Genomic DNA, 15,904 nt, shown 5'->3' with positions numbered 1-15,904 from the left:
GCTACCGGCCAGGCCGAAGGTCCCGAGATCGGACGTTCGAATACTTTGGCCACAGCTGTTACACAACCTCCCGGTTCTCGTGATGCGCCCTTCCTAGCGTCGATGGCGGTGACCGGTCACCGCCATCCCGCCCCCCACTCCCCCGGCCCTCACATGAACCCGCGCTTCCGCATCCCGCCCGGCGTGCCCCTGGCCGCCCTGGCCGTCGCCGTGCTGTCCGCGTGCGGCGCCACCAGCGGCCTCGGCGACTCCGAGCCCGCGCCGCGGGTGTCGGTGCAGCCGCGCCCCGAGCCGCTGTGGTCCGCCTGGTCGGGTTCGCCGCCGTCGGCGCCCGGCGCCGATCCGACGTCGCAGCAGCCGCCGCCCGAGCCGCTGGACGGGCTCGACCCGCTCGGGCCCGGCGGGCTCGCCAAGGCCGACGTGCGGGAGCTGCTGCGCGCCGACACCCGGCTGCGCACCCTCGCCGACCGGCCGCTGGTCAAGAAGCCGGGGCGGCCGGGCATCCGGCCGCCGGTGCTCACCGACCTCACCGGGGACGGCAAACCCGAGATGCTCGTCGCCGTCGACGTGGAGAGCGGGCGCAGCGTGCTCGTCGTCTACTACGAGAAGCGCGGCAAGGTCCATCCGATCCTGTTCACCGCCGGGCGGCGCCTCGCCGTCGAGACGCTCGGCACCGACCTGCTGGTACGCAGCCCCTGCGCCGAGGGCGGCGAACAGGCCGTGCGCTTCCACTGGGACGGCACCCGGATGTCCACCGTCAGCGACGTCAAGAGTTACGGCAAGGGCGGCAAGGGCGACACGGATGGCGGCCCGGGCGGCTCCGGGCACCCGGACTCCACGGGCTCCCCCGGGACCCGCCCATGAGGCTCCGCTTTCCGGGCGTCCACCGGGTGCGCGCCGCAGCCCGCCGCGCCCTCGCCGCCCTGACCGCTCTCGGCCTGCGCTGGCACACCCTCGGCCTGCGCTGGAAGATCGCCGCGCTGCTCGCCGGAGGGTGCGCGGTCGTCGCCGTCGCCATCGGGCTGCTCATCCACAACGCGCGCCTCGACCAGGTCTGCGAGGGCGCGCGCTCCGCGGCCACGGCGCAGCTCGTGCGCGTACGTCAGGTGTACGAGCTGACCGGGCAGGTCCCGCGGGACGACACGGACGCGGCGATCGACGCGCGCGGACTTCCGGAGCCGCTGCGGGCCGCCGCGCTCGACGGGCAGCGCGCCACGTACCTGGACCTGGACGCGGACGAGCCGTCGGTGTGGGCGGCGCGGCCGGTCGGCGACCACGTCCTGTCCGTGCGGCTCCCGCTGCGCGAACAGGCCGACGAGATGGCCGAGTTCGACCAGCAGCTGATCGTGTCGGGCGCCGTCGTCGTGGGGCTCGCCGCGCTCGGCGGCGCCGGGCTCGCCAGCAGACTCAGCCGCGATCTGCGCACCGCGGCCGCGACCGCGCGCCGCATCAGCCAGGGCGATCTCGACGCCCGCATCGGGCACCCCCTGCCGCCGGGCTTCCGGCACGGCAGGAACGAGGTCGCCGACCTCGCCACCGCCGTCGACACGATGGCCGCGACGCTGCAACGGCGCCTGGAGGCCGAGCAGCGGTTCACCGCGGACGTCGCCCACGAACTGCGTACCCCGCTGACCGGGCTGCACACCGCGGCCGAACTCCTGCCGCCGAGCCGCCCCACCGAGCTGGTGCGCGACCGCGTCGGCGCGCTGCGGGGCCTCACCGAGGACCTGCTTGAGGTCGCCCGGCTCGACGCCGACGTGGAGCGGCCCGACCTGGAGGTGCATCCGCTCGGCACGCTGGTCGCGGGCATGGTCCAACGAGCGGGCCGCGCCGAGCAGTTCAACGGGTGCGGGGTGCGGGTCAGGCGCGCCGACGAGCGGCTCGTACGGACCGACGCGCGCCGCCTGGAGCGCATCCTGACCAACCTTGTCGCCAACGCCTACCGACACGGGCGCGGCCCCGTCGAGCTGTCCGTCGACGGAGCCGCGGTGACGGTGCGCGACCACGGCCCCGGCTTCCCGCCGCACCTGCTGCGCGAGGGCCCGCAGCGGTTCCAGACGGGCGCCCGCGAGCGCGGCCAGGGCACCGGGCTCGGCCTGACCATCGCCCTGGGCCAGGCGGCGGTCATCGGCGCGCGGGTGGAGCTGAGCAACGCGGACGGCGGGGGCGCGGTGGCGGTGGTGCGGCTGCCGGAGGCCTGAGCCGAGCCGGGCCCGGCCGCGCCCCGCGCCCGGCGCACCGCTCAACTCCCGTACGCCCGCACCTCCTTGGCCGACCGCAGCGCCCACGCCCACCAGTGCAGCTGGTCCAGCATCCCCTTCGCGGCGGCCTCCGCGACCGACGGGTCCCGGTGGGCGCCCTCGTCGTCGAAGAGCGCGCCGGCGTTGTGGAAGGAGACGGTGTCGCGGACGGTGACCATGTGCAGCTCGGCGAAGACCTGGCGCAGGTGCTCGACGGCGCGCAGGCCGCCAGAGATGCCGCCGTAGGAGACCAGGGCGACGGGCTTGGCCTGCCACTCGTCGCGGTGCCAGTCGATGACGTTCTTCAGGGACGCGGGGAAGGAGTGGTTGTACTCGGGCGTGAGCACGACGAACGCGTCGGCCTCCGCCAACTTCGGGGTGACCTTGGCGAGTTCGGCGAGGACATCGGCGGACGGGCGGAAGGAGAGGGACGTGGGCAGGTCGACGTCGGCCAGGTCGACGAGGTCGACCTCGAAGCCCTCGTGGGCACGCACCCGGGCGAGCAGCCACTCGGCGACGACGGGGCCGAAGCGGCCCTCGCGGTTGCTGCCGACGATCACGGCGACCTTCACCGGCGTACGGGTCGAGGCCGCGAAAGCGGGGTCGGTGGAGGGGGACGCAGAGGGGGAACCGGAGGGGGAACCAGAGGGGGAATCGGACGCGGAAACAGAGGGGGAAGCCGACTGGGAAGCGGCCTTGGCCGTGGTGGTGTTCATGCAGAGAGCTTCTTAGTTAAACCTTGGTTCAGGTCAAGCCGCGACCGCGATTAATCTGGCGGCATGACGACGCACCTCGCACCGGACGCCAAGGAAGCCACCGTCGGCGAACTCGCCGAGCGCAGCGGAGTCGCGCCCTCCGCCCTGCGTTTCTACGAGCGCGAAGGACTCATCTCCAGCCGTCGCACCAGCGGCAACCAGCGCCGCTACAGCCGGGACACCCTGCGCCGCGTCGCCTTCATCCGCACCTCGCAGCGGCTCGGCATCCCGCTGGCCACCATCCGCGACGTGCTGCAGCTGCTCCCGGAGGACCGCACGCCCACCCGCGAGGACTGGGCCCGGATCTCCGAGTGCTGGCGCTCGGACCTGGACGAGCGCATCCGCACCCTGCAGCGCCTCCGCGACAACCTGAGCGACTGCATCGGCTGCGGCTGCCTCTCCCTGGACCGCTGCGCCCTGTCGAACCCGTGGGACGAACTGGCCGCGCGCGGCCCGGGCCCGCGCCGCCTCCTGGAGGACTGAGGGGCTGAGAGGGCTGAGAGGGCTGAGAGGACCGGACGGGGCGGGCGGACCGGGTGAGCCGGGCGGACCGGGCGGAACGGGCGGAACGGTGGGCCGACTCCGAAGGCCGCCGAAGTCCGAACGTACGGTGGCCCCATGGCCGCACAAGGACCCGTCACCACCACCGACGTCACCCGCCTGGAGATCGACGGCGCCCCCGCCACCGTCGACGCACTGCGGGCCCGCGCCCTCGACACCTTCGGGCACTTCACCGCCATGCAGGTCAGGGGCGGCAGGGTGCGCGGCCTGGGGCCGCACCTGGAGCGCCTGGACGGCGCGACGCGGGAGCTCTTCGACCAGGAGCTCGACGGGGAGCGGGTCCGCGAGCTGATCCGGCACGCGCTCGCCGGGGACGGCGGCACCGACGGCGCGACCGGCGTCATCGCCGACGCCTCCGTCCGCGTGTACGTGCACGCCCCCGCGGGCGCCCCCTCCCTGATGGTCACCGTGCGGCCCCCCACCGAGCTGCCCGCCGCGATGGCCCAGCGGGCGCAGGCCCTGAAGTCCGTGCCGTACGTACGGCCGGTCGCGCACATCAAGCACCTCGGCGGCTTCGGGCAGGCCTACCACGGCCGGCAGGCGCGCCGCGCGGGCTTCGACGAGGCGCTGCTCACCGGCCCCGACGGCCTGATCAGCGAGGGCGCCATCACCAACGTGGCCTTCTTCGACGGGCACGAGCTCGTGTGGCCGAACGCCCCGCACCTGACCGGGATCACCATGCGGCTGCTCCGGGAGCGGCTCGCGGACGCGGGCGTGCCTACGCGCCTGGGTCCGGTACGGCTGCGGGACCTGCCCTCGTACCGGGCGGCCCTCGTCACGAACTCCTGGGGCATCAGCCCGGTGCGCCGCGTCGACGACCTGGACCTGCCCGTGGACGAGAAGCTGATGGCGGCCGTCGCCGAGGTGTACGAGGCCGTGCCCCAGGACGTGATCTGAGCCGGGCTCAGCTGTCGGCCCGGCCCCGGGTCACCCATTCACAGGCGCCGCGGCGCGGCTTCGGATCCTTTCCGCGACACGCGTGGTGACCTGCTGGAACGCTTCCTTCGATGCGTCAGGGGCCGGGCCCGGGCAGGGATTCTGACGGGGCTTCAGCAGGCGTACGCGGCCGGGTGCCACTTACCTCGGAGGTGCGTCCCGCACGAAGGCCTCGACAGGAGCAAGCCCCATGCGCACAGCCCGCCAGCTGACGACCGCCGCCGCACTCGCCGTCACCTCGGCGGGCCTGTGCGCCGCCCCCGCGTCCGCCGGACCCGCGGGCGGCCTCCAGGTGTCACCGGCCACCGTCACGCCCGGCACCACCGTCACGGTGCGCACCACGGCGTGCGGTGCGGGCGGCACCGCGACGGGCGACGCGAGCGCGGTCGGCGCGGGCACCTTCGCGATGGCTCCCAAAGCGCGGGCCGATGCGGTGTCCGGGCGGTTCGAGGTGCCGCCGTCGGCGCAGCCCGGCACGTACGAGATCGTGGCGCGCTGTGCCGGTTCCGGCGGCCGTGAGGTGGCGGGCGACCTGTCGGTGACGCTCACGTCCACGGCGTCGGCCCGCGCGGAGCAGCCCGCTCCGGTGCCGGTGCATCCCAAGGGGCACGTGAAGACGGGGGTCGGTGGCGCGCTCGGCCCCGACCCCGTGAAGACCGCGGCGGGCGTGGCGGCACTCGCCCTCGCCGCCGCGGGCGGTACCTGGCTCCTGCATCGCCGGGCGAGAGGCGACAGGATCTGACGGACCCCCTCCGCGGTCCGCGGGTACCGACGCTCCCCCTCCTCCGTCCGGCCGCACGTCCCTCGCGACCGGCGGGGGAGGCGGGAGCGCCACCACCTGCACCGATACTTTTCCCTACCCTTCCCCGAGGGGGCGAGCCATGCGGCGGACCGAGCGGCGAGGCAGGTTCGGTACCTGGGTCATAGTGGTGGCCACCGCGCTCGCGCTGTGCGGTGGCGCCTGGCTGGTGCGTGAGGGCACCGCCGGGCACCCGCCCCCGCAGCCGTCCGCCGCGCAGGCGGCGGCGCCGGGCACCACCCGGGCGGGCCCGGGCCTCGCCCCGCTCCCCCCGTCGCCGCCCGACCGCGTCCGGATCCCGGCGATCGATGTGGACGCCCCCCTCATGGGCCTCGGCCTGACCCGGCAGGGCAGCCTCGACGTACCGCCGCCGCGGCACAAGAACCTCGCCGGCTGGTACGAGGCGGGCACCACGCCGGGCGAACGCGGCACCGCGGTGCTGGCCGGGCACGTCGACAACGCGGAGGGCCCGGCGGTCTTCTACCGCCTGGGCGGCCTCGCGAAGGGCCGGGTCATCGAGGTGGAGCGGCGGGACGGCGGGGTGGCGTTGTTCACGGTGTACGCCGTGGAGGTGTACGACGCGAAGGGCTTCCCCGACGAGAAGGTGTACGGGGCGGCGGCGCGCCCGGAGCTGCGGGTGATCACGTGCGGCGGGGCGTACTCGAAGAAGACGGGCTACCAGGGGAACGTGGTGGTGTTCGCGCACTTGACGGGCGCGCGCTGAGGTCGCCGGCCGGGGGCCCGGGCCGGACGGCTCGCGCGCCTGCGGCTACGCCACCCACTGCTCGTACGCCATCTTCGCCACGAGCCCGACGACGGTCGTCAGGAGCACGATCCGCACGAAGCCGCTGCCCTTCTTCAGGGCGGTGCGGGCGCCGAGGGTGCCGCCCGCGAGGTTGAAGACGGCGAGGGCGGCGGCGAGCTGCCAGAGCACCGCGCCCTGCCAGGCGAACATGGCGAGGGCGCCCGCGTTGGTGCAGCAGTTGACTATCTTCGCGTTGGCGGAGGCGGTGACCAGGTCGAAGCGGAGCACGGCGGTCAGTGCGAGCACGAGGAAGGTGCCGGTGCCGGGGCCGATGAGGCCGTCGTAGAAGCCGATGCCGACGCCCGCGATGCCGATGGCGGCGAGGATGCGGCGGGGCGGCAGCGGGCCGGTCGCGGGGGCGGTGCCGAAGTCCGGGCGGAAGATGACGAAGGCGCCGACGCCGACGAGGACAGCCATGATCACCGGCTTGAGCACGTCGGTGCTCATCCCGGCGGCGAAGAAGGCTCCGCCCATGGACCCGGCGAGCGCCGCGAGCCCGATCCTCACGGCGGTGCCGACGTCGATGGGCGCCTTGCGTACGTACGTCACGGCGGCGCCCGTCGTCCCCACGATCGCCACCGCCTTGTTCGTGCCGAGCGCGGTCGCCGCCGGGGTCGACCCCGGCAGGCCGAGCAGCAGCGCGGGCAGCAGCAGGAGTCCGCCGCCGCCCACCACGGCGTCGATCCAGCCGGCCGCGAACGCGGCGAGGCACAGGACGACGACGGCGGTAGTCGATATGTCGGGCATGATCGCGACCCTATGGACGGGGTAGGTGGTGCGTCCATGAGAATCGGGGCGACTTGAGGGACTTCAGAGGTTGGCGCCGCGGGCGGCGTGACCGGCGCTGCAACCGTTCTCCGCCGCCGCGCGGCGAAGCCCGTCCCACCCGTCCAACCGCACGGTGGTCCCAGGGTGACCGCGACACCGGCCGGACCACGGCAGGTGGCGGAGGGCGGGCGGACGACAGACGGCAGGTGGCAGACCGCAGACAGTAGGCGGCAAGCGGCAAGCGGCAGGTCCAACGGCCCGGCTCGGGGCCCACCCCGTGTCCCGGGGCCAACGGGTGGGCGGGTGGACGGCTGGGGAAACCCCGCCGCGCCAGCGGCGGGCACCGCCCATCGGCCCGAGGCCAAGACTCCGACGGGGCCCGCGGCCGACCCCGTCCTCACAAGCGGCCGGCCCCCTCGCTGAGCCCACCGTTCCCCCGCCGAAACACCCCGGCCCCCGCCGGGAAACCCCAGCCCAGCAGGGTGCAGAGCATGACCACCAGCGCCCCGCAGCCACGCACCGTCGTCCTGGGAGCCGGCCTCGCCGGCACCCGGCTCGCCGCCAGGCTCGGCGACGGCGCCCTGCTGATCGGCGAGGAGCCGTACGCGCCGTACAACCGGGTCCTGCTCACCGAGGTGCTGGCGGGCCGGTACGGCCCGGAGGTGATCACGCTGCCGGAGCCGGGCCGGTACCTGCGCGCCCGGGCGGTCAGGATCGACCGGTCGGAGCGGCTGGTGCTGTGCGAGGACGGCTCCCGGGTCCCGTACGAGAACCTGGTGCTCGCCACCGGCGCGAACCCGGTGCTTCCGCCGCTGCGCGGACTCTTCGCGCCGGGGGCTCGCGAACTGCCCGGCGGGGTGCGCGCGTTCCGGACGATGGCGGACTGCCTGGCCCTGTCGGAGGCGGCCCGGCCGGGCGCGCGGGCGGTCGTCGTCGGGGGCGGCCTGCTCGGGGTGTGCGCGGCGCGGGCCCTCGCGGACCGGGGGGTGCGGGTGGTGCTCGCCCAGCAGGGCGACCGGCTGATGGAGCGGCAGCTCGACCCGGACGCCTCGGAGCTGGTGCGCCGCCATCTCACCGCGCTCGGCGTGGAGGTGCACACCGAGTGCCGGGTGCGCGGCGTACGGCAGTCGGACGGCGCCGTACGGTCGGTGGAACTGGCCGACGGCTACGTCCTCGGCACCGACCTGACGGTCCTGGCCTGCGGCGTGCGCCCCCGCACCGGCCTGGCCCGGGCGGCGGGCCTGGACGTGCGGCGCGGCGTCGTCGTGGACGACGGCCTGCGCAGCAGCGACCCGCACGTGTACGCCATCGGCGACTGCGCCGAGCACGCGGGCGCGGCCCCCTGCCTGGCGGCCCCCGCCCTCGACCAGGCCGACGCCCTCGCCGCCGCCCTGACCGCCCCGGAGTCGGCCCGCCCGTACGCCGGCACCCGCTCCCTGACCCGGCTGACCCTGCCGCACCACGAACACCCCCTGGACATCGCGGCGTTCGGCGACCCGGAGACCCGCCCGGACGACGACGTGGTGCGGCTCACGGACGCCACCCGGGGCACGTACCGCAAGGTCGTCGTGCGCGGCGACCGCCTCGTCGGGGGCGTGCTCCTCGGCGAGCTGACGGCCGTGGGCGCCCTCGCCCGGGCCTGGGCGGCCGACGAGGCCCTGCCCGACGACGGCAGTCCGCTGCTGCACCTGCTCACTCACGACGGAGGCCACTGACCCATGGACGCGACCTCGACCCCGCGTGCGACTCCGCACCCGGCACCGAAGAAGAACCTCGTCCTGGTCGGACACGGCATGGTCGGCCAGCGCTTCCTCGAAGCACTCGCCGAGCACGGACTGACCGCGACGCACCGCGTCGTCGTCCTGTGCGAGGAGCCGCGCCCGGCCTACGACCGCGTCCAGCTCACCTCGTACTTCTCGGGCACGACGCCGGACGAACTCTCCGTCACCGAGGGCGGGTTCATGCAGCGGCACGGCATCGAGCTGTGCCTCGGCGACCCGGCCGAGCACATCGACCGGGAGGCGCGGACGGTCACCGCGCGCTCCGGGCGCGTCCTCGGCTACGACACCCTGGTCCTGGCCACGGGCTCGGTGCCGTTCGTGCCGCCGGTGCCGGGCAGGGACGCGGACGGCTGCTTCGTCTACCGCACCATCGAGGACGTCCTCGCCATCGAGGCGTACGCGAAGGCGGGCGCCTCGACGGGCGCGGTGGTCGGCGGCGGCCTGCTCGGCCTGGAGGCGGCGGGCGCTCTGCAGGGGCTCGGACTGACCACGCACGTCGTGGAGTTCGCCCCGCGCCTGATGCCCGCGCAGGTCGACGACGGCGGCGGCGCGGCCCTGCTGCGCACACTGACCGGCCGGGGGCTCACCGTGCACACGGGCACGGGCACGCAGGAGATCGTGACCGACGAGGCGGGCGCGGTGCGCGCGATGCGCCTGTCGGACGGCTCCGAACTCGACGTCGGCCTGGTGGTGTTCTCGGCGGGTGTGCGCCCCCGCGACCAGCTGGCCCGCGACTGCGGCCTCGCGGTCGGCGAGCGCGGCGGCGTCGCCGTCGACGAGCGCTGCCGCACGAGCGACCCGCACGTGTACGCCATCGGCGAGTGCGCGCAGGCCGTGGACGGCCGGGTGTACGGCCTGGTCGCGCCGGGCTACGAGATGGCGCAGACAGCCGCGGCCACCCTCGCGTCCGAGGACTCCGCGGGCACGGACGCCTCGTTCACGGGCGCCGACATGTCCACCAAGCTGAAGCTGCTCGGCGTGGACGTGGCGTCGTTCGGCGACGCGCACGGCACGGCGGAGGGCTGCCTCGACGTCGCGTACGCGGACTCGCGGGCGGGCACGTACAAGAAGCTCGTCATCGGCGCGGACGGCACGCTCCTCGGCGGTGTCCTGGTCGGTGACACCGAGGCGTACGGGACGCTGCGGGCGCTGACCGGGTCGGTGCCGCCGGTGCCCGCGGAGCAGTTGGTGCTTCCCGCGGGCGCGGGCGCCGCCCCGGCCCTCGGCCCGGAGGCCCTGCCGGACGACGCCGTGGTGTGCAACTGCCACAACGTCACGAAGGCCGCCGTGCAGGCGTGCGCGACGCTGCCCGAGGTCAAGAAGTGCACCAAGGCCGGTACGGGCTGCGGGAGTTGCGTCAAGCTCATCGGCCAGCTGCTGCCGCGGTCGGGCGATCAGGGCCTGTGCGGGTGCTTCGCGCAGACCCGCCAGGAGCTGTACGAGATCGTCCGCACCCTGCGCGTCACCTCCTTCCGGGACCTGCTCGACCGGCACGGCCGCGAGTCGGCGCGCGGCGGCGAGGGGTGTGAGACGTGCAAGCCCGCCGTCGCCTCGGTCATCGCCTCCCTCGCGCCCGCGATCGGCGCCGACGGCTACGTCCTGGACGGCGAGCAGGCGGCCCTTCAGGACACCAACGACCACTTCCTCGCCAACCTCCAGAAGAACGGCTCCTATTCGGTGGTGCCGCGCATCCCGGGCGGCGAGATCACCCCGGACAAGCTCATCGTGATCGGCGAGGTGGCCCGGGAGTTCGGCCTCTACACGAAGATCACCGGAGGTCAGCGCATCGACCTGTTCGGCGCCCGGGTGGAACAGCTCCCGCCGATCTGGGCCCGCCTGGTCGAGGCGGGCTTCGAGTCGGGGCACGCGTACGGCAAGGCGCTGCGGACGGTGAAGTCGTGCGTCGGGCAGACCTGGTGCCGCTACGGCGTGCAGGACTCGGTGCGCATGGCCATCGACCTGGAGCTGCGCTACCGGGGGCTGCGCGCGCCGCACAAGCTGAAGTCGGCGGTGTCGGGGTGCGCCCGCGAGTGCGCGGAGGCCCGCTCCAAGGACTTCGGCGTGATCGCCACGGCGAGCGGCTGGAACCTGTACGTCGGCGGCAACGGCGGCGCGACCCCACGCCACGCGGACCTGCTGGCCCAGGACCTCGACGACGCGGGCCTCGTCCGGCTCATCGACCGGTTCCTGATGTTCTACATCCGCACCGCCGACCGCCTGGAGCGCACCTCGGCGTGGCTGGAGCGGATCGACGGGGGCCTGGACCACGTACGGGACGTGGTGGTGGACGACTCGCTCGGCATCTGCGCCGACCTGGAGGCCCTGATGGCGGACCACGTCACGCACTACCGCGACGAGTGGGCCGAGACCCTGGCCGACCCGGACCGCCTGGCCCGCTTCGTGTCGTTCGTGAACGCGCCCGAGGCGCCGGACCCGCTGGTGGCGTTCGTCCCCGAGCGCGACCAGATCAAGCCCGACCTGCCGCTGCTGACCCTGCGGCCCCTGGAAGGAAGTTCCGCGCGATGACGACGATGACCGAGACGGCCCCCGCCGCGAGCACCACCACCGCAGACACCAGCGTCCAACTGCGCCTCGACGGGGCCTGGTTGACGGTGTGCGCCACGGCCCGCCTCACTCCCGGCCGGGGCGTGGCCGTGCTCCTGCCCGACGGGCGGCGGCAGGCGGCGCTGTTCCTGGACCGCGCCGGACGCCTGTACGCCATCGACAACCGCGACCCGTTCTCCGGCGCGGCCGTGCTCTCCCGGGGCCTGGTCGGCTCGGCGGACGGCCGCCCGTTCGTGGCCTCGCCGCTCCTGAAGCAGCGCTTCGACCTGGAGACGGGACGGTGCCTCGACGACGACGAGGTGGGGGTCGGGGTGTACGAGGCCAGGGTCTGCGCCTAGTATTGGATCATCCAGTCCAATACTGGCGGGCGCGGGGCCCCGCTCCTCCTGGAGAGCCCCCGCGCCCGCGCACCGAGGGAGCCCCCATGCCCGCCACCACCCGCACCGGCGCCCGCGCCCGCTTCACCGACCGCACCGCCCTCGTCACCGGCGGCGGCTCCGGCCTCGGCCGGGCGATCGCCCTCGCCTTCGCCGCCGAGGGCGCGGCCGTCGTCGTCACGGGCCGCTCGGAGGGCCCGCTCAAGGAGACGGTGGCGCTGATCGAGGAGGCGGGCGGCACAGCCCTCGCGCACACCGCCGACGTGACGCGCGCCGCCGACGTCCAGGCCGCGGTGCGCGCCGCCGTCGACCGCTTCGGCTCCCTCGACGTGGCCGTGAACAACGCGGGCGTCTTCCGCGGCGGCACCCCGATCGCCGACCTCCCCGAGGAGGACTGGCACACGCTCCTCGACACCAACGTCACCGGCGTCTTCCTCGCCCTCCAGGCCGAGGTGCGCCAGATGCGCACGCAGGACGGCGGCGGCGCGATCGTGAACATCGCCTCCAACCTGGGCGCCCACAAGCGCCGCCCCGGCATCGCCGGCTACGTGGCCGCGAAGGCCGCCGTCTCCGCGCTCACCCGGGCCGCGGCCCTGGACCACATCCAGGACGGCGTCCGCGTCAACGCCGTCAGCCCCGGCCCGTCCGCCACCACGATGTCCCTGCGCCCCGGCGAATCCACCACCGACCGCGCCACCCGCATGCGCACCGAGTCCCCCCTCGGCCGCGTCTCGGACACCACCGAGATCGCCGCGGCCGTCCTCTACCTGGCGTCGGACGACGCGGCGTCGGTGGTGGGCACGGACCTGGTGGTCGACGGGGGCGCGGCGGCCTGACTCCTGACGGCCCGCGCGGACAGGCGCACGCTCAGCCGTATGACGGGCAGCGGACGGCGTGCGGGGGGGTCGGGGTGCGCGTGACATGCCCGGGCAGGAGGGGCGTGTCGCCGTGGTCGCCGGGGTCAACAGCGGGATCGGGGACGTCATGGCCCGCGAACCGGCTCGCCGTGGGGCCCGGGGGGCTCGCCTGTCGTAGCGCGGAGCGCGGTGGGGGCGGCGTGCGGCGGCACCTGTCCGAAGTGCCGGGCGCCGACCTGCTGTTCGTCCACGAGCCGGCCAGGCGTCTGGCCGCGTCGGGCGCCGACGTGGTCGCCGCCGCCGCGCACCCCGGCTGCACCGCGACGCACCTCCAGTCGGCCGACCCCCGGATGGCGGGCCGCCGTGCCACGGAGGCGTTCATGGCCGTCGGCAACCGCCCCGTCGGCCCATCCGCGGAATCCGGCGCCCTGCCCACGCTGTACGCGGCCACGGCTCCCGGTGTGCGCCCGGACTCCTCCGCGAGCCCCCCGCTTCCTGGCCTGGCGCGGGGCACCCGCCCCGTCCCCACGAGCCGACCGGACCCGCGACGACGTGGCGGGCGAGCGGCTGTGGGCGGCGTCGGAGGCGCTGACGAGGGTGACCTACGCCGCGCTGAAGGGCTGAGCACGAGGCGCAGGGGCGGCGCGGCACCCGGCCCCCGTCAAGGGGACCCGCGCGCGACCCCCACCGCCCCGCGAGCGCAGCGCTACCGCAAGCCCGACGCCTCGAACACGGCCTTGGCCTCCCGGCCGTCCAAGCGCGTGAGCAGCCGCGAAAGCTCCGCCGATCCGGATCTCAGCAGCCCCGACGCCCGGGAAGCCCGCGCCCCCGCGTCCAGGCGGTGCAGCAACAGCGGATTCTCCGCGAGCACCTTCGGGTCGAACTCGACCCGGTTGCCGAGCGAGTCGCACAGCACCAGCCGCGCGGCGACGGTCTCGCTGACCCGCGCGGTGGTGAGCAGGTCGAGGCACACGTGCCCGCGCCGCACCGGCCCCCGCACGGCGAGCCAGCCGGGCCCCGCCGTGACGCGCGCCGGATACAGGATGACGTACAGCAGGACGGCGAGCCCCGCCCACAACCCGGCACGCACGGCGCTCAGCGTCCCGGCCCCGAAGTCGACCAGCACGATCAGGGCGAACAGGGCGAGCGAGCAGAAGACGGCGGACCGCAGGTCCGCGGCCCGGCCCCGGTCCTCCACCACCGCGTCCCGGCCCCCGGGCGCGGGCAGGTCGCCGCCGCCGTCCTCGGGCGACGTACGCGGGTGCGGCACGTGGTCCCGCGCGAAGCCGCGGACGAGGTCGCGCGCACGGCCGCGCGCCGTGACCCGGTGGTGCGTGCCCCGAGTCGTCCAGTCATGTCCCATGTGCCGCACCGTAGGACGGCGCCCCCGCGCCGTCCGCCCCGTTGACGTCCTGCATACACGTCCGCGACACACCTTGACGCATCGCTGACGACCCCCCTCAACAAGTCGTCAAGAGGTGCGCCCGCCTCATCAAGGACACGCCAAGGAGTGCGGACGAGTCGCCGGCACACGCCGACGCTGGGATGGCCGCCGACTTGACCACGTCGGCTGACCTGCATGAAAGGCACCAGCATGACGACTGTCTCCGAGCGCCCCGACGCCCCGGCCATCGAGGAACCTCCCGATACCGGCGCGGCGGACCCGGGCGACCGTCATCGCCTGACCGCTCTCCAGGGCCTGGCCGCGCTGTCCCTGGACGCCATGGCGTCGGTCGCGTACGGGCCGGAGGCGATCGTGCTCGTCCTGGCCGCCGCCGGCGGGTACGGGCTCGGCTTCACGCTGCCGGTGACCCTCGCCATCGCCGCGCTGCTCACCGTGCTCGTCGCCTCCTACCGCCAGGTCATCGCCGCCTTCCCCGACGGCGGCGGCAGCTACGCCGCCGCGAAGACGCACCTGGGCCGCCGCTCCGGCCTGGTCGCCGCCGCCTCCCTCGTCCTCGACTACGTCCTGAACGTCGCCGTCGCCGTGACGGCGGGCGTCGCGGCCCTCACCTCCGCCTTCCCCGAGCTGTACGGCGACCGCGTCGCGCTGTGCCTGGGCGTCCTCGTCGTCATCACGGCCGTCAACCTGCGCGGCATCGTCGACTCCGCGCGCGTGTTCATCGCCCCGACCGCGGTGTTCGTCGGCGCGATCCTCACGATGGTCGCCGTCGGCCTGTTCCGGGACGGCCCCGTCTCCACCGAGGCCGCCCAGGGCCATGCCTCGGTCCTCTCCGACAACGCCACCTCGGTCGGCGCGCTGCTTCTGCTGAAGGCTTTCGCCTCGGGCTGCTCCGCGCTCACCGGCGTGGAGGCCATCGCCAACGCCGTGCCGTCGTTCCGCGCCCCGCGCGTCAAGCGCGCCCAGCACGCGGAGGTGGCGCTCGGCGCGCTGCTCGGCGTGATGCTGATCGGCCTGTCCGTCCTCATCTCCCGCTTCGGCCTCCAGCCGGTCGAGGGCGTCACCGTCCTCGCCCAGCTCACGGACGCCTCCCTCGGCCACAACTGGGCCTTCTACGTCGTGCAGTTCGCCACGATGATCCTGCTCGCGCTGTCCGCCAACACGTCCTTCGGCGGCCTGCCCGTCCTGATGAGCCTCCTGGCCAGGGACAACTACCTGCCGCACGTCTTCGCCCTCAAGGCCGACCGGCAGGTCCACCGGCACGGCGTCATCGCGCTCGCCGTCGCGGGCGCGGGGCTCCTGGTGTTCTCCGGCGGCGACACCAACACCCTCGTACCGCTGTTCGCGATCGGGGTCTTCGTCGGCTTCACGCTCTGCCAGACCGGCATGGTCATCCACTGGCGCAAGGCTGGCAAGCCCGCGAAGGCGCTGCTCAACGGCTTCGGCGCGGTCCTCACCGGTGTCTCGGCCGTCGTCGTGACGGCCACGAAGTTCACCGAGGGCGCCTGGCTGATCGTGCTCGCGCTGCCCGCGATCGTCGCCGTCTTCGAGGTCGTGCACCGGGCGTACGGCCGCATCGGCGCGGACCTCGGCCTCGGCCGGGTCCCCGAGCCGCCGCGCCGCGACCACTCCCTGGTGATCGTCCCCGTGTCCGGCCTGTCCCGGCTGACCTGCGAGGCCCTGAACGCGGCGGTGTCCCTCGGCGACGAGGTGCGGGCGGTGACGGTCACGCACGACGACGCCGAGGACCGGGCCGCCGCGCGGTCCCTTCGCCGGGACTGGGAGCTGTGGGGGCCGGGCGTGGACCTGGTCGAGCTGCCCTCCGCGGCGCGTACCGTGGGGCGGCCCGTGGCCGACTACGTCCGGAAGGTGTACCAGTACCACCCGGGGACGCGGGTCACCGTGCTGATCCCCGAGGTGGAGCCCGCCCACCTGTGGCAGCGGTTGCTCCAGAACCAGCGCGGGGCCGTGCTCGCGCACGCGGTGCGGCGGGACACGGATGCGGTGATCTGCCGGTTGCGGTTCCGCCTCGCCGGACGGAAGTAGCGGCTGCGCCGC

14 protein-coding genes and 1 pseudogene are annotated in these 15,904 nt (G+C 74.8%); 12 read left to right on the top strand and 3 right to left on the bottom strand.

The features are described 5' to 3' along the window. The first annotated feature begins 153 nt into the window (after positions 1–153). Positions 154–864, top strand: a complete 711-nt coding sequence (locus QUY26_RS27045) for a hypothetical protein (RefSeq protein WP_289951060.1) — start codon at positions 154–156, stop codon at positions 862–864. After that, positions 861–2,201, top strand: coding sequence for a sensor histidine kinase (locus tag QUY26_RS27040; protein ID WP_289951059.1), 1,341 nt, complete (start codon positions 861–863; stop codon positions 2,199–2,201). Before QUY26_RS27045 ends, QUY26_RS27040 begins: the two co-directional genes overlap by 4 nt. A gap of 41 nt (positions 2,202–2,242) precedes the next feature. Here QUY26_RS27040 and QUY26_RS27035 read toward each other — a convergent pair whose 3' ends face one another. Continuing rightward, the gene (locus tag QUY26_RS27035; protein ID WP_289951057.1) at positions 2,243–2,956 is read right to left on the bottom strand and encodes an NADPH-dependent FMN reductase; all 714 of its coding nucleotides are present in this window, start codon (positions 2,954–2,956) and stop codon (positions 2,243–2,245) included. Positions 2,957–3,019: 63 nt separating this feature from the next. Here QUY26_RS27035 and soxR point away from each other — a divergent pair, with 63 nt between their 5' ends. From soxR to QUY26_RS27015, 4 genes are all read left to right on the top strand, one after another. Continuing rightward, entirely contained in the window at positions 3,020–3,478 is a 459-nt protein-coding gene (gene soxR / locus QUY26_RS27030) for a redox-sensitive transcriptional activator SoxR (protein ID WP_289951054.1), read from the top strand. Between the two features lie 135 nt (positions 3,479–3,613). Further along, positions 3,614–4,453 carry an aminotransferase class IV gene (locus QUY26_RS27025; protein WP_289951052.1) on the top strand — a complete coding sequence of 280 codons (840 nt, stop codon included), beginning with the start codon at positions 3,614–3,616 and terminating at the stop codon, positions 4,451–4,453. 229 nt (positions 4,454–4,682) lie between these two features. Then, complete coding sequence (locus QUY26_RS27020; RefSeq protein ID WP_289951050.1) at positions 4,683–5,234, top strand: hypothetical protein; 552 nt, start codon at positions 4,683–4,685, stop codon at positions 5,232–5,234. A 139-nt stretch (positions 5,235–5,373) separates the two neighbouring features. After that, positions 5,374–6,015, top strand: coding sequence for a class F sortase (locus QUY26_RS27015; protein WP_289951046.1), 642 nt, complete (start codon positions 5,374–5,376; stop codon positions 6,013–6,015). A 45-nt stretch (positions 6,016–6,060) separates the two neighbouring features. On the opposite strand, the gene QUY26_RS27010 is transcribed toward QUY26_RS27015, so the two are convergent. After that, positions 6,061–6,843, bottom strand: a complete 783-nt coding sequence (locus tag QUY26_RS27010; RefSeq protein WP_289951044.1) for a sulfite exporter TauE/SafE family protein — start codon at positions 6,841–6,843, stop codon at positions 6,061–6,063. Positions 6,844–7,355: 512 nt separating this feature from the next. On the opposite strand from QUY26_RS27010, the gene QUY26_RS27005 reads away from it, so the two are divergent. The 5 genes and pseudogenes from QUY26_RS27005 (at position 7,356) to QUY26_RS26985 (ending at position 13,068) form a co-directional block, all read left to right on the top strand. Next, the gene (locus tag QUY26_RS27005) at positions 7,356–8,579 is read left to right on the top strand and encodes an NAD(P)/FAD-dependent oxidoreductase (protein ID WP_289951042.1); all 1,224 of its coding nucleotides are present in this window, start codon (positions 7,356–7,358) and stop codon (positions 8,577–8,579) included. A 3-nt stretch (positions 8,580–8,582) separates the two neighbouring features. Further along, entirely contained in the window at positions 8,583–11,171 is a 2,589-nt protein-coding gene (gene nirB / locus QUY26_RS27000; RefSeq protein WP_289951040.1) for a nitrite reductase large subunit NirB, read from the top strand. Beyond that, the gene (gene nirD / locus QUY26_RS26995) at positions 11,168–11,548 is read left to right on the top strand and encodes a nitrite reductase small subunit NirD (RefSeq protein WP_289951039.1); all 381 of its coding nucleotides are present in this window, start codon (positions 11,168–11,170) and stop codon (positions 11,546–11,548) included. Before nirB ends, nirD begins: the two co-directional genes overlap by 4 nt. Before the next feature lie 86 nt (positions 11,549–11,634). Next, positions 11,635–12,423 (top strand): SDR family NAD(P)-dependent oxidoreductase, encoded by a 789-nt coding sequence (locus QUY26_RS26990; RefSeq protein WP_289951038.1) that lies wholly within the window; start codon positions 11,635–11,637, stop codon positions 12,421–12,423. Between the two features lie 85 nt (positions 12,424–12,508). After that, positions 12,509–13,068, top strand: a pseudogene (locus QUY26_RS26985) (hypothetical protein). 82 nt (positions 13,069–13,150) lie between these two features. Here the strand turns inward: QUY26_RS26985 and QUY26_RS26980 are convergent. Beyond that, a complete protein-coding gene (locus tag QUY26_RS26980; RefSeq protein ID WP_289951036.1) occupies positions 13,151–13,807 on the bottom strand; it encodes a hypothetical protein in 657 nt (218 codons plus the stop codon). A gap of 231 nt (positions 13,808–14,038) precedes the next feature. Here QUY26_RS26980 and QUY26_RS26975 point away from each other — a divergent pair, with 231 nt between their 5' ends. After that, positions 14,039–15,892 carry an APC family permease gene (locus tag QUY26_RS26975; RefSeq protein ID WP_289951033.1) on the top strand — a complete coding sequence of 618 codons (1,854 nt, stop codon included), beginning with the start codon at positions 14,039–14,041 and terminating at the stop codon, positions 15,890–15,892. Positions 15,893–15,904 lie beyond the last annotated feature (12 nt).

Origin of the sequence: Streptomyces flavofungini (genome assembly GCF_030388665.1) — a bacterium.
Classification (GTDB): Bacteria; Actinomycetota; Actinomycetes; order Streptomycetales; family Streptomycetaceae; genus Streptomyces; species Streptomyces flavofungini_A.
Note: the sequence above shows the minus strand (reverse complement) of the source record. Positions and strands in the feature narration are given on the sequence as shown.